The 22,792-nt window shown below is 37.6% G+C and carries 18 protein-coding genes and 1 pseudogene; 8 read left to right on the top strand and 11 right to left on the bottom strand.

The features are described 5' to 3' along the window. Window positions 1–3: 3 nt before the first annotated feature. The 4 genes from C9J36_RS11330 to pdxS form a co-directional block, all read right to left on the bottom strand. Window positions 4–1,089, bottom strand: a complete 1,086-nt coding sequence (locus C9J36_RS11330) for a M24 family metallopeptidase (protein WP_107943192.1) — start codon at window positions 1,087–1,089, stop codon at window positions 4–6. Window positions 1,090–1,423: 334 nt separating this feature from the next. Next, window positions 1,424–1,756: a DUF3870 domain-containing protein gene (locus C9J36_RS11335; protein ID WP_066166812.1), complete on the bottom strand. Its 333-nt coding sequence runs from the start codon at window positions 1,754–1,756 to the stop codon at window positions 1,424–1,426. Between the two features lie 350 nt (window positions 1,757–2,106). Continuing rightward, complete coding sequence (locus C9J36_RS11340; RefSeq protein WP_107943193.1) at window positions 2,107–2,601, bottom strand: LURP-one-related/scramblase family protein; 495 nt, start codon at window positions 2,599–2,601, stop codon at window positions 2,107–2,109. A 135-nt stretch (window positions 2,602–2,736) separates the two neighbouring features. After that, on the bottom strand, window positions 2,737–3,603 hold the full coding sequence (gene pdxS / locus C9J36_RS11345) for a pyridoxal 5'-phosphate synthase lyase subunit PdxS (protein WP_268807879.1): 867 nt from the start codon (window positions 3,601–3,603) through the stop codon (window positions 2,737–2,739). A gap of 173 nt (window positions 3,604–3,776) precedes the next feature. Here pdxS and C9J36_RS11350 point away from each other — a divergent pair, with 173 nt between their 5' ends. The 6 genes from C9J36_RS11350 to C9J36_RS11380 all read left to right on the top strand — a co-directional run bounded on the left by C9J36_RS11350 (window position 3,777) and on the right by C9J36_RS11380 (window position 10,976). After that, window positions 3,777–4,631 (top strand): MurR/RpiR family transcriptional regulator, encoded by an 855-nt coding sequence (locus C9J36_RS11350; RefSeq protein ID WP_107943195.1) that lies wholly within the window; start codon window positions 3,777–3,779, stop codon window positions 4,629–4,631. 5 nt (window positions 4,632–4,636) lie between these two features. Next, on the top strand, window positions 4,637–5,773 hold the full coding sequence (locus tag C9J36_RS11355) for an amidohydrolase (protein WP_107943196.1): 1,137 nt from the start codon (window positions 4,637–4,639) through the stop codon (window positions 5,771–5,773). Continuing rightward, window positions 5,770–6,579, top strand: coding sequence for a GNAT family N-acetyltransferase (locus C9J36_RS11360; RefSeq protein WP_107943197.1), 810 nt, complete (start codon window positions 5,770–5,772; stop codon window positions 6,577–6,579). The genes C9J36_RS11355 and C9J36_RS11360 overlap by 4 nt, the downstream gene beginning before the upstream one ends. Then, window positions 6,580–7,686, top strand: a complete 1,107-nt coding sequence (menC, locus tag C9J36_RS11365; protein WP_107943198.1) for an o-succinylbenzoate synthase — start codon at window positions 6,580–6,582, stop codon at window positions 7,684–7,686. A 515-nt stretch (window positions 7,687–8,201) separates the two neighbouring features. After that, window positions 8,202–9,260, top strand: coding sequence for a YkvI family membrane protein (locus C9J36_RS11370; RefSeq protein WP_107943322.1), 1,059 nt, complete (start codon window positions 8,202–8,204; stop codon window positions 9,258–9,260). An 891-nt stretch (window positions 9,261–10,151) separates the two neighbouring features. Then, window positions 10,152–10,976 (top strand): methyl-accepting chemotaxis protein, encoded by an 825-nt coding sequence (locus tag C9J36_RS11380; RefSeq protein WP_066166844.1) that lies wholly within the window; start codon window positions 10,152–10,154, stop codon window positions 10,974–10,976. A gap of 60 nt (window positions 10,977–11,036) precedes the next feature. Here C9J36_RS11380 and C9J36_RS11385 read toward each other — a convergent pair whose 3' ends face one another. From C9J36_RS11385 to C9J36_RS11410, 6 genes are all read right to left on the bottom strand, one after another. Then, complete coding sequence (locus C9J36_RS11385) at window positions 11,037–12,449, bottom strand: magnesium transporter CorA family protein (RefSeq protein ID WP_107943200.1); 1,413 nt, start codon at window positions 12,447–12,449, stop codon at window positions 11,037–11,039. A gap of 468 nt (window positions 12,450–12,917) precedes the next feature. Further along, window positions 12,918–14,588 (bottom strand): acyl-CoA dehydrogenase family protein, encoded by a 1,671-nt coding sequence (locus C9J36_RS11390; RefSeq protein ID WP_107943201.1) that lies wholly within the window; start codon window positions 14,586–14,588, stop codon window positions 12,918–12,920. 13 nt (window positions 14,589–14,601) lie between these two features. Then, entirely contained in the window at window positions 14,602–16,092 is a 1,491-nt protein-coding gene (locus C9J36_RS11395; RefSeq protein WP_107943202.1) for a class I adenylate-forming enzyme family protein, read from the bottom strand. After that, window positions 16,085–16,474, bottom strand: coding sequence for a MerR family transcriptional regulator (locus tag C9J36_RS11400; protein ID WP_235616057.1), 390 nt, complete (start codon window positions 16,472–16,474; stop codon window positions 16,085–16,087). Before C9J36_RS11400 ends, C9J36_RS11395 begins: the two co-directional genes overlap by 8 nt. A gap of 140 nt (window positions 16,475–16,614) precedes the next feature. Next, window positions 16,615–17,826 (bottom strand): serine/threonine transporter SstT, encoded by a 1,212-nt coding sequence (gene sstT, locus C9J36_RS11405; RefSeq protein ID WP_107943204.1) that lies wholly within the window; start codon window positions 17,824–17,826, stop codon window positions 16,615–16,617. 520 nt (window positions 17,827–18,346) lie between these two features. Then, window positions 18,347–18,985: a hypothetical protein gene (locus C9J36_RS11410; protein ID WP_107943205.1), complete on the bottom strand. Its 639-nt coding sequence runs from the start codon at window positions 18,983–18,985 to the stop codon at window positions 18,347–18,349. 222 nt (window positions 18,986–19,207) lie between these two features. On the opposite strand from C9J36_RS11410, the pseudogene C9J36_RS11420 reads away from it, so the two are divergent. Further along, window positions 19,208–19,675: pseudogene (locus C9J36_RS11420) on the top strand (transposase); the annotation flags it as partial. 185 nt (window positions 19,676–19,860) lie between these two features. Here C9J36_RS11420 and C9J36_RS11425 read toward each other — a convergent pair. Continuing rightward, a complete protein-coding gene (locus C9J36_RS11425) occupies window positions 19,861–21,183 on the bottom strand; it encodes a transglutaminase domain-containing protein (protein WP_235616065.1) in 1,323 nt (440 codons plus the stop codon). A gap of 205 nt (window positions 21,184–21,388) precedes the next feature. Between C9J36_RS11425 and C9J36_RS11430 the strand changes: the two genes are divergently transcribed. Next, a complete protein-coding gene (locus tag C9J36_RS11430; RefSeq protein ID WP_107943208.1) occupies window positions 21,389–22,666 on the top strand; it encodes a trypsin-like peptidase domain-containing protein in 1,278 nt (425 codons plus the stop codon). The last annotated feature ends 126 nt before the right edge of the window (window positions 22,667–22,792 follow it).

Raw genomic sequence — 22,792 nt, forward strand, 5'->3', positions numbered from 1 at the left:
CCCTTAATAATTAATATTTAGCCATTCATTCGAAAGATTGCTTAGTTTTTTTGCTCTTTCATGTTGAACGTGTACAACATCTTCAATTCGCAGTCCGAACTGCCCTTCAATATAAATACCTGGGCCAATTGTTACAACCATTCCCTCTTGAAATACATCATTTGAAAAGTGATTAATATATGGGTACTCATACGCTGCTAGACCAATTCCATGCCCTAGATTATGCGTATAATAATCTAGCAAATTTCTCTTTTTTAACTCTTCTCTAACAAATAAATCCACTTCTTTAATGCCTAAACCCGGCTTTATCATGTTAATCACCGTAGATTGTATCTCCTTCAAAATATCGAAATATTCCGTTATTTTAGCATCTAACAACTCACCACATTTCATCATCCTCGTCATATCTGAACGGTAACCATTATATTTGCAGCCAATATCAATCAAAATAGATTCCCCTTCTTGAATCCCTACTTCCCTTGACAGGTGATGCGGATTTACCGTATTTCTCCCTGTTGCTACAATCGGATTGAAATTTAACTGATGAACATTTGATTGTGCAAATAAAGTAATAATTTGATGCTTAATTGATAGTTCAGTTGCAGGTAAATGAATAAGCTCCTGCAATTGACAAAAAACAGCATCCGTTATTAAAGTCGCTTGGCTTAAACAATCAATTTCTTTTTCATCCTTAATGATTCTTATATCCTCAATGTAGCTAGTAATGGATAGTTGTAAATCAGGGCGTTTAGTCTGCAAATATAAATAATCATGTAAGCTAAGACCACAATCAAAAAACACTTTTTGATTTAATGGTATATGCTTGCTTAACTGCTCAACTCCCTCCTCACTATCTAAGTAATAAATAATATTTATATTGCTTATTTTTAGCGGATGTTGTTTATACAGCTCATTAATAAATAACTCAAACGTATCATCCGGCTTTAACAACAAATAATAGGGTCTTGAAGAAAAAGACATATCTTCACCCGTAAGATATTGGATATTTTCGGCTGAACAAACGATGGTGCAAGTTTTAGAAAATATAAGCTTTTCATAAATTTGATTCATTCTAATTTCGTGTCTCATAACATCCTCCTTTAAAATAAAAAAAACAGAATTAATATACGCACCATTAAATAATCATAACGATACGAATATTATTTCTGTTTGGGTTTGAAAAATGAATTCATAGAAGGGTTACTTCTAGAAGGTTTTCCAAGCAAATCGAAATAGCTGTATTTAATTTTAACTCGCATTAAGCCTCCCACTTAAAAACTTAAGTGAAAATAGGTTTAAAGGCTAAGTGGCAGTTCAACTGCCCGTAAAAACCCGATTGGTTCAACTAACAATCCGTGCGGGATGAGAAACGCCCCGACTGATTGAATTTTCACTTTATAATATCAGAATAGTCTGAACTCAATTAATTGTCAACTTTTATTTTATTTTTATAAATTAAAAATTGATTATATGCATCTCGAATCGCTACCGAAACCGCTTTCTTTCCTAGGGCAAAATAGCGATTTTCAAATTGTTCGATTTGTTCCTCTAAACCTAATTTCATATCATGCCCAACAAATATGGATTGAAGAAAATCAGAGCACATGGAAGTGACAAATGTGGAAGAAACATTTATTATACGATCAGTTTCTGAATCAATTTCAAAGCCAATTCCCATTACTCCGTATAAATTCTTAGCAGCCATTCCCTCCGGTAAACGAGCATAGCCTGTACAAATAATCGTTGTAGATCGCATACTCCTTCCCCTCTCTAACTATTTCAATATATTTTAATAACAATATTCTGAAAAGTCAATCAGTCGGGAAATCCTAAATATAACTTAGTTACCATAATTTATTTGTACATTAAAACTTACGTTATTAAGGTAAAATTCACCTTCGAATAAAGTGAACCTTCAATCAGAGGGGGGTTTCGCACGTCCCCCACTTAAACATCTCGATTTTATCTGCTGTTTTGAAGTGGGGGTCTGTGCTCCTGCGGTTACTCGTCGCAAACAAATTTGTTAATACGGGATAAACGATATCGCCTTTGAAATATGAATTAAAATTCTTCTTCCTCTTTGCCATACGTTCTTTTCCAATAGCTTTATGTTGCTGCAGATGCAGCCGCTGCATTATCTGCCTTTACACAATCAATCGCTACAACGAGCGCAATGATTAACTTCTCCAATTGCTCATCTAAAACTTCCACCTTATAGCTATCACCCCATGTAAACCATTCTTTATTCACTTTTCCAACAACTTCTCCATGCTTAAATATAGAAAAATTCATATCGAACCAATTGCCCCGCACCTCAATTCCTTCCGCAACAATGGAATAACGTGCTTTTAAAAAACTGAATTCTTTTTTAATTCGCACCATTTCTCGTCCATCTACTTCAACAAAAAATGTTGGTAAAAAGCTAAAAACCTTTTTCGTAATAACTGCTACCTCTGCTCGTGATGAATTAAATATCGTAAACGTTTTTGGAATTTGGAGAAAGCTTCCCTCAACAAAGTACACATCTTCTCCCTGTGCATTTTTCACTGTAAACTTCCCACTCAAGCTAAATACTTTTTGTTTAATATAGAGCTGGTTCATATCTGTTCCCCCCTGTTCCGTATTAACTAATATATACGTTTTTCATCTTCCAATAGATTCATTCATTTACTCTATCATATGTAAGCTGTTGAAAAACAAGCATGCTCCCGATTTTTCAACAGCTATAAGCAGCATTTATAAACTGCGCGTAGCCATTCTTTCGCAATCTGGTAATGTGGATAAATCAATCCCCTTCATCGGTGTACCTAAATTTTTTGATAAGCGAGCAATCAGGTCGTAATCTCGAAAATTAGCCGTTGCTAGCACGATTGCCTTTGCAATGAGCTCTGGCTTCTCTGACTTAAAAATTCCTGAGCCAACAAATACACCATCTGCACCTAGCTCCATCATGAGTGCTGCGTCTGCCGGTGTTGCTATACCACCTGCTGCATAATTTATTACAGGCAAACGCTTCGCCTCTTTAATTGCAAGCAACACCTCATAAGGAGCACCAAGCTTTCTAGCCTCTGTCATTAATTCTGCTCGGTCCATATGAATTATTTTTTGCATTTGTGCATTTACTTCACGTAAATGGCGTACTGCTTCAACAATATTTCCTGTACCCGGTTCACCTTTTGTTCGTAGCATTTTTGCCCCTTCACCGATACGTCTTGCTGCCTCCCCAAGATTGCGTGCACCACAAACGAATGGCACTTTAAATTCACTTTTTAATAAATGAAACTCTTCATCTGCTGGTGTTAGAACTTCACTTTCATCGATAAAATCAATATTCATCGCCTCTAGTACACGCGCCTCCGTAATATGACCGATGCGTACCTTTGCCATAACGGGAATGGAAACAGCAGCCTGCACCTCCTCTACAATGCGTGGGTCTGCCATACGTGCAACACCACCAGCTGCACGAATATCTGATGGTACACGCTCTAAAGCCATAACGGCTACAGCTCCGGAAGCTTCTGCAATTTTCGCTTGCTCCGCATTTATAACATCCATAATTACACCACTATATTTCATCATTTTTATCTTCCTCCTTTTCCTAATTTTAGGTTAGCATATTTTGACCACTTCAAAATATCCAGTTTTATATTTTTTTATAGTGTCAGAAAAAAATCATTTGAAAGAACTTTCAGAAAACTCATTGCACTCTCTTATTGTTTATGATAAATTGAAGTCTATACTTCAGTTTGTTAAAAATGAAGGAGTGACTTCTTTCGATGTCAATTAAAAAGAGAATTGAGCAGCATTTTAATGCATTATCAAAATCACAGCAAAAAGTGGCAAATTTCGTACTAAATAACCCTACTTTCATTAGTATGCATTCTGCAGCCGAAGTTGGAAAAAAGGCTGGTGCAAGCGAAACAACCGTAATACGTTTTTGCTATTCACTTGGTCTTGATGGCTATGTACAGCTCCAAAAAGAATGGACAAAATATTTACTTGAACATAAGACGAATAGTACATTAGGCAATTATGTAACATCTAAAGAGGCACTTGTGAATGAGCAGCTTTGTGAGAAAGTGATGGGACAAATAAGCAAGCAAATTGCAAATGTCGCTAACGAAATTGACCCTCAGCAATTCCACGAAGCAACCAAAAAAATTCATGAAGCTAATACTATTTATTTAATTGGAGCTGGTGCCTCTGCCTTCGCTGCCCAATGGCTACAGTTCACACTCAATATGCTACGCCCAAATGTGAAGCTCGTTCAAACCGATACGAGTACACTTATTCGAACATTGCAGGAAGTCGATGAAACAGCAATTGCCATCGTTATTTCCTTACACCGTTATTATAAAGAGCCCCTCCAAATTGCCGAGCAGTTTCAGAAACGAGGTGCTTATATAGTGGCTATTACTGATACGAACGTCGCACCGATTCATCAATATGTACATGATGCATTTGTTTTACAACAGGTAGAGCTTTCGACAATTGATTTAATGCCTGTGCTGATGGCATTTCTCAATACGCTAGTTGCTGGCATGATGTCTCACGATATACCATACTATAATCAGCAACGAGTCAATTATGATGATTTTCAAAATAGCTTTTTAGCAAATAGATGGAGTTGATTACTATGACAGTACAAACAATTACAGAACAAATGGAAAAAGTATTTATTCATTTACATGCAAATCCAGAAATTAGCTGGCAAGAAGTTGAAACAACTGCTTACATAGCACAGTTTTTAACAGAGGAAGGCTTACAGCCACAAACCTTCGATAATATGACGGGACTTTATGTTGACATTGGTCAAGGCATTCCTAGAGTCGGCTTTCGCACCGACATAGATGCTCTTTGGCAGGAGGTTGACGGCGAGTTTAAAGCAAATCATTCTTGTGGACATGATGGTCATATGACGATAGCTATTGGCGTAGCATTATTATTAAACAAGCTAAAAGACACTTTACCTAGCGCAGTTCGTATCATCTTCCAACCTGCTGAGGAGAAAGGACAAGGAGCCAAAGCGATAATAGAACAAGGAATTACCGAGCCTCTTCAATATTTATTCGGCACACATGTAAGACCATTAGTTGAAATTCCAGATGGTGTTCATGCACCAGCACTTTATCATGGGGCTGCCAAAATGTTTACAGGCACAATTACAGGTATTGAAGCACATGGTGCTCGCCCCGAGCAAGGAATTAACGCAATCGAGGTAGCGGCTGCTCTTGTCGATGCAATTAAGCGTCATTGGATTAATCCTACACAATCAGCATCAATTAAAATGACACAGCTTCAAGCAGGCGGTTCATCAGCAAATATTATTCCTGGTACTGCAACATTTAGTATTGATGCGCGGGCGCAAACCAATGACACAATGGAGGCACTGACAGATGGCTTCAATAAAGCTGTCACAGCAATCAGCACACTTTATGGCGCAAAAATTGAAACAAACTGTGCCGCTCATATCGTTGCAGCACAAGTGAACGATGAGGCGAAAGCGATTATGAAGCAAGCAATTATCAAAACAGTTGGTGAAGAAAATTGCGCTAGCGATGTTATTACGCCCGGCGGTGAGGATTTCCATTATTACGCTTACAAGCAGCCACATTTAAAAACAACAATGCTTGGCTTGGGCTGTGGTGTGACGCCTGGTCTCCACCATCCGCTCATGACCTTTAATAAAGAGCGTTTATATGTGGGGGCCGAAATTATTACGAAAGCTTTATTATTAGCCTTACAGCAAGTAGAAAGAAGCGGACAATCATGATTTTGATTAAAGAATTAACAACGATTGAAGAAATGGAGCTCGTCCAGCAGCTAGAGTATAAAGTATGGGGAATCTCCCCTATTCCAACACACCAAACATTTACGGCTGTTAAAAATGGAGGGATTATCGTTGGGGCTTTTGATATGGAGCGACTAATTGGCTTTAGCTATGGCTTTGCAGGTATGAAAAATGGGAAAAGCTATTTATGCTCACATATGCTCGGCATTGATGATGCCTATCGCTCTCAGCAAATTGGTGAGCGTCTAAAGCTAGCACAGCGTGAGATAGCTATCAAAAAAGGCTATGATTTAATGACTTGGACATACGATCCTCTTGAAACACGTAATGGCTTTTTAAATTTATCGAAGCTTAACGGTATTTGCGATACGTATATTGAAAATTGCTATGGTGAAATGCAGGATGGTTTTAATAAAGGATTGCCCTCTGACCGTTTCGAGGTGCATTGGCATTTAACGAGCAATTATGTAGTGGAGAAGCATCAACCTTTAGTGCTGGAAACTATTCCTCTTGGCGAAATCTTAATTGATGAACATAGGCTGCCAGCATTACAAGTGATTGAGCTAGGACATTATGATGCTGTGAGTTATTCTTTACCTGTCCCACAGGATTTTCAAATGTTAAAAAAGCAAAGCAACGAGCTAGCATTGCATTGGCGACTCGCTACACGCAAAATATTTCAAGGTTTATTTGCGGCAGGCTATACGGCAGTTCGCATCGAAAAACAGCCAAAATGGAATGAATATATTTTCGTAAAAAAAGCAACTTTAGCACTGGAGGAAGCATAAATGAAGATTATTGAAATGACGATACGCCATTTACAAATGGAATTAAAATCACCGTTTACAACGAGTTTTGGCACATTTACAACGAAAAACTTTTTACTTTTAGAGGCTAAGGATGAGGCGGGTACAATCGGTTGGGGTGAATCTGTTGCCTTCGACTCCCCTTGGTATAACGAAGAGACGCTTAAAACGAATTGGCATATGCTAGAGGATTTTTTAATTCCTCTAATTTTAAATAAAGACATCGCTCACCCAGATGAAGTCAGTGAAATTTTTGCACCAATCCGTAAAAACAATATGGCAAAATCGACGATTGAAGGTGCTGTTTGGGATATTTACGCACAGCAAACAAAACAATCATTAGCACAGGCTCTTGGTGGTACGAGAGATAAAATCGAAGTGGGCATCAGTATCGGCATTCAAAATTCAATTGAAGAACTTGTTGAATTAGTAGACGGCTACGTGAAGGAAGGTTATAAGCGGATTAAAGTGAAGGTGAAACCAGGCTGGGATGTAGAGGTAATGCGTACTTTGCGCGAAACATTCCCCCATGTGGCAATTATGGCTGATGCCAACTCAGCATATCGTTTAGAGGATGCTGAATTATTAAAGCAACTGGATGAATTCAATTTAACAATGATTGAGCAACCTTTAGCTTCAGATGATATTATTGACCATGCGAAATTACAGGAGCAACTAACAACACCAATTTGCTTAGATGAAAGCATTCATTCACTTGAAGATGCACGTAAAGCTGTGGAACTAGGCTCTACTAAAATTATCAACATAAAAATCGGTCGTGTTGGCGGCTTAACAGAAGCCAAAAAAATTCATGATTATTGCGCAACGGCAGGCATTCCTGTATGGTGTGGTGGCATGCTAGAATCTGGCGTAGGTCGCGCACATAATGTGGCTCTAACAGCACTTTCGAACTTCACCCTGCCTGGTGACACAGCAAGCTCAAGCCGCTATTGGGAAAAGGATATTATTGAACCCGAGGTTGTCGCTGAAAACGGCTATATCCAAATACCTCAAACAGTAGGTATTGGCTATGAGGTAAATAGAGAAACAGTGGATGCTTACACGATAGCGTCAAAAATTTACCGTTAACTATTCATTGTGAAAGAGAGCTGTCCAAAAAGCCGTGCATAGCTGGCATTTTGGACAGTAGCGATGATGCTTCGCAAAATGTTGATTCCTATAAACAGAAAACGCCTCTTTTAAAAATGGGATGAACATTGGCTTTAGCAGCGCTATCCTTCAGTAAAAGTGAAGCGATGAAAACATTGATTTCAATGCGGTGGCAAAACAAAATAAACTTTTCGGACAGCTCCCGCTATTGTTTATTGAAATATGTCTTATTTCGAAAACAAATAAATTTTTTATCAGGTTGAAAATACTCCGTATAAAGACTTTGCTTTAACATACAATCGTATAAGCAAAACTGTATTTTGTTAGCTTAGGAAGGTTTTTTACTTTCCAAACAGCCTCTAACATATTAACAGCCTATAAAAAATCCATTTAGTGAAACTAGCAATCTGTGAAAATTCCTATTCGCTGTTGATTCACTTTATATGGCATATGAAAAGTCAGAATTTTTAAAAAATATAAGCGAAGGTGAAAAAATGAGAAAAAGTTTACAAATTGGTGGCGCATTCGTTGGCTTAATTGTTGGTGCAGGCTTTGCCTCAGGACAAGAAATTATGCAATTTTTTACGAGCTTTGGCTTAATTGGGATTGTGGGGGCACTACTCGCCACTTTTGCCTTTTCATTTTTAGGTATGACGTTGGCTCAGCTTGGCTCACAGCTTCAAACTACCTCACATAAAGGTGTTATTTACTATATGGGCGGGCGCTATATTGGGCTTGCACTTGATTTTTTAATTACCTTCTTTTTATTTGGTGTAGCCGTTGTTATGTTTGCTGGCTCTGGAGCAACATTCCAGCAAATGTTTGGCATCCCTACAGCAATTGGTAGCATTATTATGGTTGTATTGACAATCGCTACGTTGCTATTAAATGTTAAAAATATCATTAATGTTATTGCCATTTTAACTCCTTATTTAATGGCTGTTATTTTCATTATTTTAATCTACTCTTTATTTACGATGGACCTATCTTTGTCAGAAGCAAATCAAATAGCAAAGGAACAAGCATCTGCGAGCTCCAATTGGTTTGTCAGCGCATTGCTATACGTTTCATATAATCTTGCGGCAGGTGCTGCTATGTTAATCGTTATGGGTGGTACTGTCAAAGACCGTAAAGTGGCGGGAATGGGCGGGATTTTAGGTGGTATTATGCTCGGCTTTCTAATTATTTTAATTAATGTCACTATGTTTGTGAAAATAGACATTGTTGCAGGTGTTGATATGCCCACACTAGCATTAGCGAAACAAATCCATCCATTTATCGGTATCTTAATGGCAGTCGCACTACTGGGCATGATGTATAACACTGCTGTCGGTATGTTTTATGCATTTACAGTGCGCTTTATTGCACCTGACCATCAAATGTTTAAACCAGCAGTTGTTCTTGTTGGTACTGCCGGCTTTGTGGCAAGCTTTATTGGTTTTACAAACTTAGTAAGTAAAGTATATGCTACAATGGGCTATCTAGGATTCGTCCTTATTCTTGTCATTATTTTTGCATGGTTACGGAAAGATAGGAAGGGGCTAGCAAATTAAAAAGATAAGATTCTGCCTCTATAACTTATCAATTATGCCTTAGCGTAATTGCGTCCAAATTGTTCAAGCTGTTCGGTGAAGCTAAAACAATCACGACATAAGACATGGTTAACTGACCTGTATCACACAGATTTTCCCTCAAAATCTATGACATTCGCTGTCAACACGATGCTGGTCAATCAGTCGTTGCCACAGGGATGCGGTTGTCTTAGATCGAGTTTCCCTTCACCCGCTGAACATAGTCTAATGTTTGATTCATCTCGCCACCTACAGGGGTGGGAGACTTCTGTACCTGTCGCTTTGCTATCGGCACAAATAAGATTTGTCGCGACACTTTCGGCATGTGCTCCTGCGTTTACTCGTCGCAAAAAAACATATGCTCCTGCGATTACTCGTCGCAAAAAACATATGCTCCTGCGATTACTCGTCGCAAAAAACATTGCTGAAAGAAGTTAAAATCTGAGCAATGGGGGCTGTCCAAAAAGCCGTGCATAGCCGGCATTTTGGACAGTAGCGATGATGTTTCAATTCCTATAAACAGAAAATGCCTCTTTTAAAAATGGGATGAACATTGACTTTAGCAGTGTTATCCTTCAGTCAAAGGGAAGCGATGAAAACATTGATATAAATGCGGTGGCAAAACAAAATGGACTTTTCGCACAACTCCTCTTATGGCATGGCTAATGTAAATTTATTGTGACCACCTCAGGAGCAGATAATTAATATATTGCCTAAGGTATTCTTTACTTTATTCGTCATCTTGCCTTTGCAAAGTACACTCTAACAAAGTTAAATGCTATTTTTTTGAATTAATGATTTTGAATTATTCGCTGTTATGTTAAAGTAAAAGTAATTATTGCCATTGTATTAATTAGACCTGGGGGAATTATTATGAAAATAATCGAAGCACTTGCAATGTCAGCACCTTATATCCACCTTGCACTAAAAGAAGAAGCAATTGTAGCTGTTTGTCGAAAAGAAGATAACAAAATTATTAAATATTTAGCTGGTAAGCAAGTGGACACTGGTTATAAAGACGGAGATCAAATTAACCCGAATGATGAAAATGTATTTATCGCCTTCAATGGAAAAAATGCAAACGTCATTATTCCGGAGGATGTATATGGTGTTGCGGTAAATGCTTTTTCATTCCCAATTCATGAAAATAATAAAGTAGTAGGAGCGCTTGCTTTCGGCTTACCTATTGCAAATGCCATTAAGCTTGAGAAATATATGGAGCAAATGAATAGCATTGTTTCGGGGTTGCAGGACAAAGTACATACAATCGCTTCTCACTCTGAGGAATTGGCTGCAACAAGTGAGGAGATTAATCGTCAAGCTCAGCACGCATTAGAGGATGCTGAAAAGACAAATACAATTACAGACTTAATCAAAAATATTTCGCGTCAAACAAACTTGCTTGGCTTAAATGCCTCAATCGAAGCAGCGCGCGCAGGTCAACACGGTGCAGGCTTTAATATTGTAGCGCAAGAAGTTCGTAAAATGTCGCAAGAAACATCAAGTGCAACTGAAAATATTGAAGGTTCATTAAAAAATATTAACCGCAATTTAGAAAATTTAAAGCAAAACATGGGACAAGTAAATGAGGCAACAAATGAACAGGCTCAGTTAGTCCATGATTTCAGCGAAATTATCGAAGAATTAACCGTTCTCAGCCACGATATGAAAGCATTTATGCAAAGTACGTTTAAATAATAAACGAAAAGCGACTGTCCCCTTGTTCCAAGGTGATTAGCCGCTTTTTTTATTCACTCGTTATGATTTTTTTCGGGTGTTTCTTTTTTGAACAAAACTTCTTGCAATGTGAAAGATTTGTCCAAATATTAAAAAGACACTAATTGCAATACCACCAATGGCTAAAATAAACGCCATCCATTCAAATAATGTAAAGCCTAAAATACTAGACCATTTAAGCGGCTCGTCTAATTCTTCAATAACTAAATTCATCCCATAAATGCCTGAAATCATACTAAAAATCGTTAAAATAAATAATAATTGATTTAGTCTATCTGCTGCACGATCCTCCTGTACACGATAGAGCTCTTCCAATGTTTCTTTAATTTCACGATACTGTATGTCGATGCGAAAGACCTCACGAAAATAATGAGTTAGTTCATGACCTTCTGCGCGCATAGATACTTCTGTAAAATAATAGCGAGAAGCAAATTTCGTAATTTGCTCAATTAATTGTTCAACGATATGTTTATTTCTTGAATACTTTAACTCACTATTTTCAAAAGTTAATTTCAGAAGCGTTAACTTATAAAAATAATGAATGATGACAATATAGTAAATAATACTGTGAAATTGCGCTATCATTTGTTTCGTAAATTGACTATTTTGATTTGAAATATGCATGTGACTCTGTAATGTTGTTAGCATATAATAATGAGGTGCATACCTATCATAGCTATGCTTTTTCACAAATCGTTGAATATAGTCATGGTTACTAGTAAACATATATTGTTGACCATTCTTATCATATCCATTTAATTGTCCTGCCCTAAACAAAAATTCCTCACTGATTTCCTCCCCTTCTTCTAGCTGAATAAATGCACTTACATACATACGCTCATCCTCGAAAAAGGGAATTGTCGTCTGCAAATGTGTATAATCGACAAAAAAATCATTTAAAAATGGAGCAAGTAATTGAAAAATCATTTGTTCTGTATTTTCAAAAGACCATTTATCCAACTGTAAACTTGCTCCGCAATCCTCTTCGACTTTCGGGTTTAGTACACGAAAATAATGAGCAAATGATAAAGCACTCTGAATTTCTTTTACATTATGCAGTTGTATTCGAATAGACATAATACCAATACTAAAAGGACATAGCATTATATCTACACTATGAATTGTATACTTAATATTTTCAAAGCCTGTTATCATTTCTCCATCCAACTGAAATAATTTTGTATAGCGATTAAAATATATAATGGAAGTTTGCTCATTTAATAATTTTTCTTCGATAAAAGGATAAAAAAATTGCTTTAACGCTTCCCTCGAATCATCAACATTTTTTCCGTAATATTTTTGATTTTCTGGGTCGTTCTGCATTTTGAAGTGATAATATTGCTGCTCCTTCAACTTTTTCTCAAATCGGCGAAAATCATATTGCCTATAATTGAAAGGGTAATAAAAAATAAAATGTGTATTGTCGCATACCATAAAAGTCGCCTCCTACTGTTATATAGCCAAATAGCTCAAAAAACTAACATAAAGTGAAACTTCAATCAGTGAGGTTTTTCCTCCCCCCACTAATTGTTAGTTGAACCAATCGAGCTCTTACGGAATAAAGTGGCGACTTTTTTACACCTTTTCAGTAAAGTATTTTTCACACGCGCGTATCGCATTAAATAGAACGTATTATCTCTTCTCATATGACTAACGCAGAAGCGAAGCTTTTTAGCAAAAACTTAGGCTGGAATTGTCCGAAAAGTCCATTTTATTTTGACACCGCATTGAAATAAATGCTTTCATCGCTTCCCTTTGACTGAAGGATAACACTGCTAAAGCCAATGTTCATCCCATTTTTAAAAGAGGTGTTTTCTGTTTATAGGAATTGAAACATCATCGCTACTGTCCAAAATGCCCGCTATGCACGGCTTTTTAGACAGCTCCAGCCTTGTAAATTTATTATCCAATAATCTCCTCGAAATACTGCACCGTTGTCATCGCAGTGCCGAATTCACGTAATTCCCAAGCTTGCTGTAAATAAATAATGGCTAGCTTTTCATATTTACCGCCGAATTTCTGTGCCCATTCAACTGCTACAACACTTTCATAAAGCTGCGCCATTTTTTCTGCTACTTGCTTTGCTTCAAAGGTTTTTGTTGCCTCATCTAATGAACTAAATGTTTGCAACATCACCTCTAGTTTATCTAATTGCTCCGCCACAATTTGTGTTAATTCATTCACCTGTAGTTGTGCCAAACGCTCACGCATCACGTTCACAAATAATTCATGCCCCTTAAATTTATCAACTAAGCGAATAAGCTCTAATGCCAAAATATTGGCTGTTCCCTCCCAGACAGTAAGCACCTGCGCATCCCTTAATAAACGCGGTGTGACAAAGTCCTCAATATAGCCGTTGCCACCATGTAGTTCGATTGCTTCACTTGCATAATGAACAGCCTGCTCCGCTGTTTCTTTTTTCATTATCGCAATGTTTAAGCGATTCATAATAATATCCTGCTCCGTACCATGCCCGCTCGTCACCTTATCATAAAGCTGAATAAGATCAAAAACTGTCGCGGTCTCAACATGTAATTTCGCTGCATATTTGCTAAGTGAATCTTGTATCATCGGATATTGCGTTAATGGCTTCCCAAAGGCATAGCGATTTGTTACATAATGCTTCGCTTCGATAAAGCCTCGTCGCATAATGCCAATCGATGCAACCGCATTGCAAATTCTTGATAAATTTAAAGCCTCTAGCATATAATAGATTCCTTTATTTTGCTCCCCTACAATATAAGCGTATGCACCGTCAAATTCCACTTCTCCCGAAGGCACCGCTCTTACACCTAGCTTATCTTTTAATCGACGAATGCGTAGATGATTGAGCTGCCCATTTTCCTGGCGCCATGGTACTGCAAATAATGTTAAGCCTTTTGAGCCTGTTGGTGCGCCCTCCAGCCGCGCAAGCACCATCGCCACACCACACATCCCTGCATTGGAGGCAAAATATTTTTCACCATATAGACGGAAACACTCTCCCTCCTGTCTAGCCTCCACAATATTTGCCCCAACATCTGAGCCACCTTGACGCTCTGTCAAAAATGTAGCCCCCTCATATAACTCTGTATCACCCGTTGCACAAACATGCGGTAAAAAGCGAGCCTTCACCTCTTCATTTGCATAATGGTCTAATAAATAGGCTGTCGCCATCGTCAATGTTACTGGACAATAAAAGCCAGGCTCCGTTTGAGATAATAAATAACCCTGAGCAAAGCTGTACACATAATTCCCCTTTCTACCGAGCTCGGGAATAGCTTTATGAACGTAGCCAACAATACCTGTTTTATATGTTTGCTCGAGTGTCTTTTTGTAGCCATCATTGACTAAAACTTCTGATACTTCTTCACCATAGGCATTATACCTTTGTAATCTTGGTTCCCCTTGGCGGTCTGTAAACTTTGCACGCTCATCAATTTCACCTGCACAAAGCACCCCAAAATGAGAAAGCTCCTTTGTTGCATATGCTAAAAATTCTGTATCCAGCATATTTTCCAGTACCTTTAGTAAAGTATCATCATCCTCAAAAAAATTAGTTGTTTTCGCTACATCTTGCTGTAAAACCTTCATATGCTTTCACCTCTTAGCTTTTTAAAGTTTGCTTTAATATTTTCCCCGATGCATTGCGTGGAAGCGCTTCCACTCGCTCGTAAATTCGTGGAATTTTATATTTTGCCAGATGCTTTTCTAAATAAGCCTTTAATGCTTCTTCATCAATTGCAGCTTTCGCAGCGTAAACTGCCTTCACCGTTTCTCCCCATTGTGGATGTGGAATGCCAATCACCGCTACCTCAAAAATCCCTTCGTAGCTTAATAGACAATCTTCCACTTCCTTTGGATAAATATTGACACCACCTGAAATAATGACATCCTTTTTACGGTCAACAATCCATATATAGCCGTCCTCATCGACAGTTGCTAAATCACCCGATTTCAACCAGCCATTAACAAATGTCGCCTTCGTTGCCGCCTCATCTTTGTAATAGCCAAGCATATTACCCTCACCATATAAAACAATTTCGCCAATTTCACCAGTGACTACATCTTCCCCATTTTCATTGACAATGCGCAGCTCCGTCCCAAATGGCGCACGTCGTCCAATACTGCCTGCCTTCTCCGCATGCTCATAACCAAATAAGAGCGAGCCACTAGGACCAGCCTCTGTTAAGCCATAGACACATGTTAAATTGTTAGTACGGAATGCTTTTTGTACGAAGTGAACTTCATTTTGTGATAGTGGTGCACCGCCGTAAACCCACCACTGCATTGAGGATAAATCAGCCTCCTGTAATCTTGGTAGCCCTGCTGTTAATAAGTAGGCAACTGGTGCTCCAAAGAAATGTGTTGTTTTTTCCTGTTCGATAGAATCAATAAATAAATCTGGTGTAAATGTCGGTGTGAGCACATTTGTTGAGCCTACTAGTACACCAGCCATTAAAAATAAATGTAATGGCGCTGAATGTGTTAATGGCATCATTAACAATATTCGGCTTTCGGGCTTTACTTCCATCTCAATCGCAATCATATGTGCAACTGCTAAAATGTTACGATAGCTAAATAGTACGCCCTTTGGTTTCCCTGTTGTACCTGATGTATATAAAATTGTGGACGGGTCATCCTCCTTCAATTGACACTCAATCGCCTCACTACTCGCTTGTTTCAGCAATGTATCATAATGAAGCCAGCCTTCTGTGTCCTGACCTGTTTTAATTTTTACAGCTATATCCTCTATATTTTCAATAGCAGCAAAAATTGCCTCATGTGCTATTATTGCCTTTGCCTCAGAATGATTCGCTACATATTCCACATCCTGGAGCATAAATTTCGCATTAACTGGAACAACAATAGCTCCAATACGTTGAATCGCAAAATAACTTACAACAAACTCAGATACATTAGGCATAAAAATAATAACCTTTTCCCCTTGTTGAACCCCTTGTGCTAATAAGGCATTAGCTAATCGCGTCGCCTGCTCATCCAACTCTTGATACGTCAAACGCTTGCCTAAACAAACTACCGCTTCATTTGTTGGATACTTTCTTGCATTACGCGCTAATAAATTTGAACTATTCATCTTCCATCTCTCCCTTTAAATTCGCCAATTTTGTACTGAACATATTATGCAATTGCTGCAATTCTTCTTTCATTTGGGTGAGCTCTTTTATTTTTTTATCAATTTCCTGCATTTTTAATGTACCGTATTCAACTGTACGCTCTAGCTGTTGAATGCCTGTGCGGTCCATATCAAAGAGCAGCACCATCTCTTTAATTTCCTCTAGCGAAAACCCATAGCGTTTCCCTCGAAAAATAAGCTTGAGCTTTGCTAGCTCCTTTTTAGAAAAGGTTCGTTGATTGCCTGTGGAACGCTCGGGATGAAGTAGCCCGAGCTCTTCATAATAACGAAGCGTCCTTGTCGATACATTAAATAACTTTGCTACCTCTTGAATCGTCTGCAAAATCATCTCCTCCCACCACTTTTTCATTAGTATAGCATTGACGTTTACGTAAACTTCAATATAATTTTCTGAATTAACTGAAATTTATACGCAAAAAAAGTGCCTTGAAAGGCTTGACCTTTCAAAACACTATGAATCAATTATAATTGCTTGCGCTCTTTCGCATACTCCGCAGCTGCTGTAAATATAATATCTGACGATGAGTTTAATGCTGTTTCACAGGAATCCTGTACAACCCCGATGATAAAGCCGATTGCTACGACTTGCATAGCAATATCATCTGAAATTCCTAATAGGCTACATGCTAGTGGGATTAATAATAGAGAGCCACCCGGGACACCTGATGCACCAGCAGCCGAAACTGCTGCTAAGGCCATTAAAATAACTGCTGTGAAAATATCAACCTCTATGCCCAATGTATGTGCTGTTGCCATCGTTAAAACGGAAATGGTAACGGCTGCACCCGCCATATTGATTGTTGCCCCTAGCGGAATTGATATCGCATACGTATCTTTATCTAGCTTTAATTTTTCAGCTAATGCCATATTTACTGGAATATTAGCTGCTGAGCTACGTGTAAAGAATGCTGTAATACCACTCTCTTTTAAGCATGTTAAAACAAGTGGATATGGATTGCGGCGAGTCACAATAAAAACGATTAGTGGGTTAATAACTAACGCTATGAAAAACATTGTTGCGACTAAAATAACAATTAATCGACCATACTCCTGTAATGCCGATAAACCTGTTGTTGAAACAATATCAAAGACAATCCCCATAATACCAATTGGTGCTAAGCTAATAATCCACTGCACAATTTTCGTCACGGCATCTGATAAATTCGCCAATACAGTTTTTGTCGAATCGCTTGATACCTTTAACGCAATACCGAGTAAGACAGCCCATGCTAGGATGCCAAGATAATTGGCATTCATAATTGCACTCACTGGATTTGTCACGATATTAAATAATAATGATTGCAATACTTCCATAACGCCGCTTGGCGGAGCAATTTCCTGAGCACCTGTTTTTAATGTCAGCGCTGTTGGGAAAATAAAGCTCACAATTACTGCTACAAATCCAGCTAAAAATGTACTAATTGCATAAAGCACAATAACCGTCTTCATATTTGTTGCCTTACCGCTAACATGCGAGGAAAGGGCATTAATTACTAATATAAACACAAGGATAGGTGCAACAGCCTTTAATGCACCAACAAATAACGTACCTAAAATCGAAATACCACTTACAGTCTCTGGAACCACTAACGCTAAAGCAATACCGATAATAATACCGACAACAATTCTGCTTACAAGGTTAATACGATTCCATTTGTCGAACAATGTTTTCATTTCTTTCCCCCGTCAATCTAAGTTGTGATTTTTTTTTGTAAAATAATCATACATTGTATATTGAAATAACACAACTGTATTTTTGAAATGCACATAAAGGTGATTTCTTTGTATTTTTGAGATGAAATAAAAAGCATTTATTCGTAGATTTATTATAGATAAGATTATAATATTGTTAACAAAATACTACTCCATTGTATCAAGTGTGTTGATTATCTTTTATTTTACAGATAATGCCTAGTAATTCATTGATTTTCGTTACGGGGGACGGCTTCAACTAATTTATTTCTGCATTCGCTGAAATAAATGGATTTTTAGCTCGAAATCTACACGATATTGATTATAGAGGCGTTGCCACAGGACATGGCGATATTAGCCTCTCTACCTTTAGTCTCCAATCAATGAGTGTTTGCCTAATAAAAGGCATTTTCCCTTAATAAAACACGCTAATTTATAAACAATATTTATATATTCAACACGCTTGACATTGTATAAAATTATAGGGGTATATTTAGATACTTTATCTTACATAATCCAACATCTTCACATCCTCAAGATGACGCTTCAAAATGAGCATTTGATGAAATTCTGTATCAAGTGACCAATACAATAAATATTTAATTGGCTGATAAATAACTAATAGCATTAAAACAAGTGAAAAAACCTGTAATACATAGTTAATTGTTTGCTCATAATTACCGATTAATGTCGATACAAAGGCAGTGCTCGGGATAAGAATGGTCGAAATAATACCGTATAGCCATTTTCTCAATTTTTCGCTTAATCGTAGACCTGTCAGCTCTGCCTCCGCTAAGTTTATTAACATATTAAGTTGCTCAAGTTTAATAATATTATTTTCTATTAATACCTTCCTCATTAATTGGATATTTCCCTGAAACGTTTCCTTTTCATTCCCTAGTTGAGTGTGACTGTTCTTATTTTTCTCATGCTTAAAATAAATTACTGAAGCAATACCGCATACTATACTACCGATGATATATCTAAATTTTTGTGTGTTTGGATATGCATAAAGTATGAAAAACATCATAAGCATAATTAAACTTAATGAGCATATCCATACATACCATTTTATACCTTTTATATAAAATTCTCGGTCTATATAGTGCTTAAAAAATGCCTCACTCACTACTTTCAGCAATCCATTTCCCCCTTCTCTTACAAAACTTTATATCATCATATGTTGTTAGAAATTTTTTTGTGTAAGCAAAAAAGCGCCAAGCTGTTGGCGAGGCCACTGAAAAAGTCCCCATGAATCGGAATTACGCTAAAACGGTTGATTTCCGTTCCGGGCGCACGCTTTCCGTGGGGCGGGCGGTGAGCCTCCTCGGTCGCTTCGCTCCACTGCGGGGTCTCATCTGTCCCACGAATCACACATGGAAGTCGTGCTAAAGAAAATGAGTTTGAATTCAATAAAGATGCAGGGATATATGTTTGTAAAGCAGGGCATATGGCTATTCGAACAGCACGGACAGGAAAGAAAAACCAAGGGCAAAACCAAGCACAAACTTACTACTTTGATATTGAAAAATGTAAGGTTTGCCCGTTACGTGAAGGTTGTTACAAGGAAGGTGCGAAAAGTAAAACCTATTCCGTAACGATTAAATCAACAGAACATGAAGAGCAGGAAGCGTTTCAAAATAGCGATGAATTTAAAGAAAAAGCAACATCGCGCTATAAAATTGAGGCGAAAAATAGTGAGTTGAAACATGGACACGGGTATGAAACAGCCAATTCCGCGGGTCTATTTGGTATGCAGGTACAAGGAGCAACAACCATATTCGCCGTGAATCTCAAAAGAATTATAACCTTAATGAAGGAAGCAGAGTAAGAAATACCACTGAAAAAGGAGTTAATTCGTTCAAATTTGAACGAATTAACTCCTTTTTAACATTACATTCACTTATAAGTTTTTCAGTGGCCTCGCTGTTGGCTTGGCACTTTTAAAAATTGTAGTTATTTTCTTTAATGTTTGATGGATAGCTTTATCCATCTTTTTAGTTAGAAGGCTCCCCGCTACATATATCCTTCCTTTGCAGTAGCAGGGAATGCAGAAATATCCCAAAAATGGTCTTTTGAAATTTGCTGGTCGGAAATTAAAAAATAATTATAAAACACTTTATTACCTTGGTCAGGCACTGGGTCATTCCATGTAACATCTAAATGATACCATTCATCATCAAGCTTTACTAAATTCCAAGCATGTAGCTCACCTGAAATAACCTCACCCGAAATATATTTTGTTTCTATCTCAAGCTCCTCTAATAAAAGCAATGCAGTTAATGCATAGCCCTCACATACACCTTCACCATTCACTAAAATGGAGTATGGTGTATATGGACTCGCCTCGCTATTCAAATTGTACACTGTATTCGTTACAATATAATCGTTTACATATTTAACCTTATTTACAGCGGATAAATCGCTTGGCATAGCATTGACAATTTCCTTCACCATTCCCTTTACAAGTGCATTTTGCTCGGCTGTCATATCGTATGTCGTTTCGACTTGAAATTCGATATATCCGTTGCGATAATCTTTAGCCCGCCAAGTTAACTCTCTACGTAAACGAGATAAATAAGGCTCATGCTCTCCAAGCCATTGCATCGCATCGTCCACGACTTGCTGTAAATTAGGTGCTACCCCGTAATAATCAATCTTAAAAGCATTTTCAAATTGTCCCATATAAAACGCCATCGCTTGCCCTAGCTGCTCTGCATTCGTTACAGCCTCTGGATAATCCTGTTCCTTATAAACAGGTGTAATATTCGTCGTTGCAACCTTCTCAATAGTAAAATTTGAACGCTCCGTAAACATATTAAAAAGCTGATTAAACTGCCTTTCAAAATCAAAATTAAAATCGCTGTCTAGCTTTAATGCGATTTGTGGATTAACTGTTGGTAATGTTAAAGAGGATGCCTTAAATTCATCCACAGCAATCGAGCCAAATAATAAGCTACTAAGCAATAAAAACAGCGTAGCAAATCCAAAGATAATTGACTTTAACCAAGAAAATAGTGCTGTAAACGGATTTTTAATCATCAAATTCAGCTCATCATTGACACGTTGCTCATACTTCCTTTGCCTCCGCGCCCTCCTAAAGCGACGCCCACTATAAATCGCACTATTATATACGCGCTTATATACCTCAAAGCGTTGTGCCCTGTTCCCCTTCGCCTGTCGAAGTTCTGCACGATTTCGCCGCAGCTCCCTCTTCAATTGACGCCGCACGCCCATTTGAGAAAAAAATGATTTTAATGAAAAAATAAATAGCAAAGTAGCGATGAAGCAAATTCCCGCAAATATGATTAAATTACTCAGTTCATCAAGTATCCTCATCACCCCTTTCTTATCTCCTATTATAAAGGATAGGCTGGAAAATACTTATTGAAACCTTCAACTAAAATTATTGAAACAACACTCCGTACTTTCTTTTTTAATTTTGATTGTTCTACCTTTTCCAAGAAATATAGAGTATTTTTATAAGTAGGTATATTATTATAGAAGTATATAAATATTTTGTACTATAAAGGAGGGACGTTAAATGACATGTAGAAAGTGTAATTCTCAAAATGAAGAGCAGGCTAATTTTTGTTCTTCCTGTGGAGCAGATTTAAAAAAGGCAAAAATGCCGGTATGGATGCAAGTTTTTTTAATAGTGTTAATTTTAGCTGTTGGAGGGCTTGGCTATGGAGTTTGGGAGGTTTATAAACTTACACAAGAAAACAACCACTCTCAAAAAGCAGTTACTAACATGCAGCCGATTGCTAACGATAAAATAATTGAACAAGTTTCTGATTCAACAGACCGTGTTACGCTTATTAAAAATGTTCAACAAAAAGTATTTACGATTATCACCTCTAATTCTCTTGGCTCTGGATTCCTTTATGCTAAAGGTGGTTATGTTGCAACAAATGCGCATGTAGTAGATGGCGAAATTGATGTTAGCGTGCGAAATTCTAATGGGCAAGAATATGCAGCAAAAGTCATTGGTATTTCTGAGCATTTTGATATTGCTCTATTACATGTCCCTGACTACGAAAATGAGGAGCCACTTGCAGTTGAAAGTAAAGAGTCTCCCATTGGTTTAGAAGTCATTGCATTTGGTAGCCCCCAAGGCTTTGAAAACACGGCTTCCCCTGGCTATATTACAGGGCAAAATCGAGATGAGCAAGTTGACCGCTTTATTTACAAGCAAATTTATCAAGTAGATGCTCAAATAGACAAAGGTAGTAGCGGAGGACCTTTAGTTGATGCGACCTCTGGTAAGGTTGTTGGTATTAATTCATTAGTATATACATCTGAAACAAGCATGAACTTTGCTTTTTCAATTCCTCTTTATAGTATGACGTCCTATTTTGATGAATGGATTGCACAGCCAATGACACGCGAAAATATATTGGCTACAGCTGGTATATATAATTATTATTCATATGGAGAGAGCGATAATGAGGTGTATTATGAAGAGGATTATGATGCCCTATTAGCTGGTCAATTCGTTCAGTCTTTCCGCATGTACTATGAATATGCATTAAACGACAGTAATTTTTATTGGATTGCAGACATGGTAACAGGCGTTGCTTATGAAGAGCTAGAAGATTATGTTAATGATATCTCCTATGAGGGGCATTTTTTCCACTTCCTTAGTAATGATATTTTAAATGTCACATATGAAAGTGGAAAATACCTTGTTCAGACAAATGAAACCTTTGATTTCTATAGTGCCACTGGCGATTATGAATATTTTGACCGATACAAAACCTACACCGTCATCATTGACCAAAATGAAGTATTTAAAATTTCTAATATTTCAATTCATTAATTTTGAACAATGAAATTATCAGGTGCATTATACGAACCTATATTTATCGGAAGCTATGAGCAACATAATATATACATCACGTAATCATTGCTTGTGTGTAATGTATTTAGAATGAACTTCCCTTTC

Origin of the sequence: Metasolibacillus fluoroglycofenilyticus (assembly GCF_003049645.1) — a bacterium.
In the GTDB taxonomy this organism is placed as follows: domain Bacteria; phylum Bacillota; class Bacilli; order Bacillales_A; family Planococcaceae; genus Metasolibacillus; species Metasolibacillus fluoroglycofenilyticus.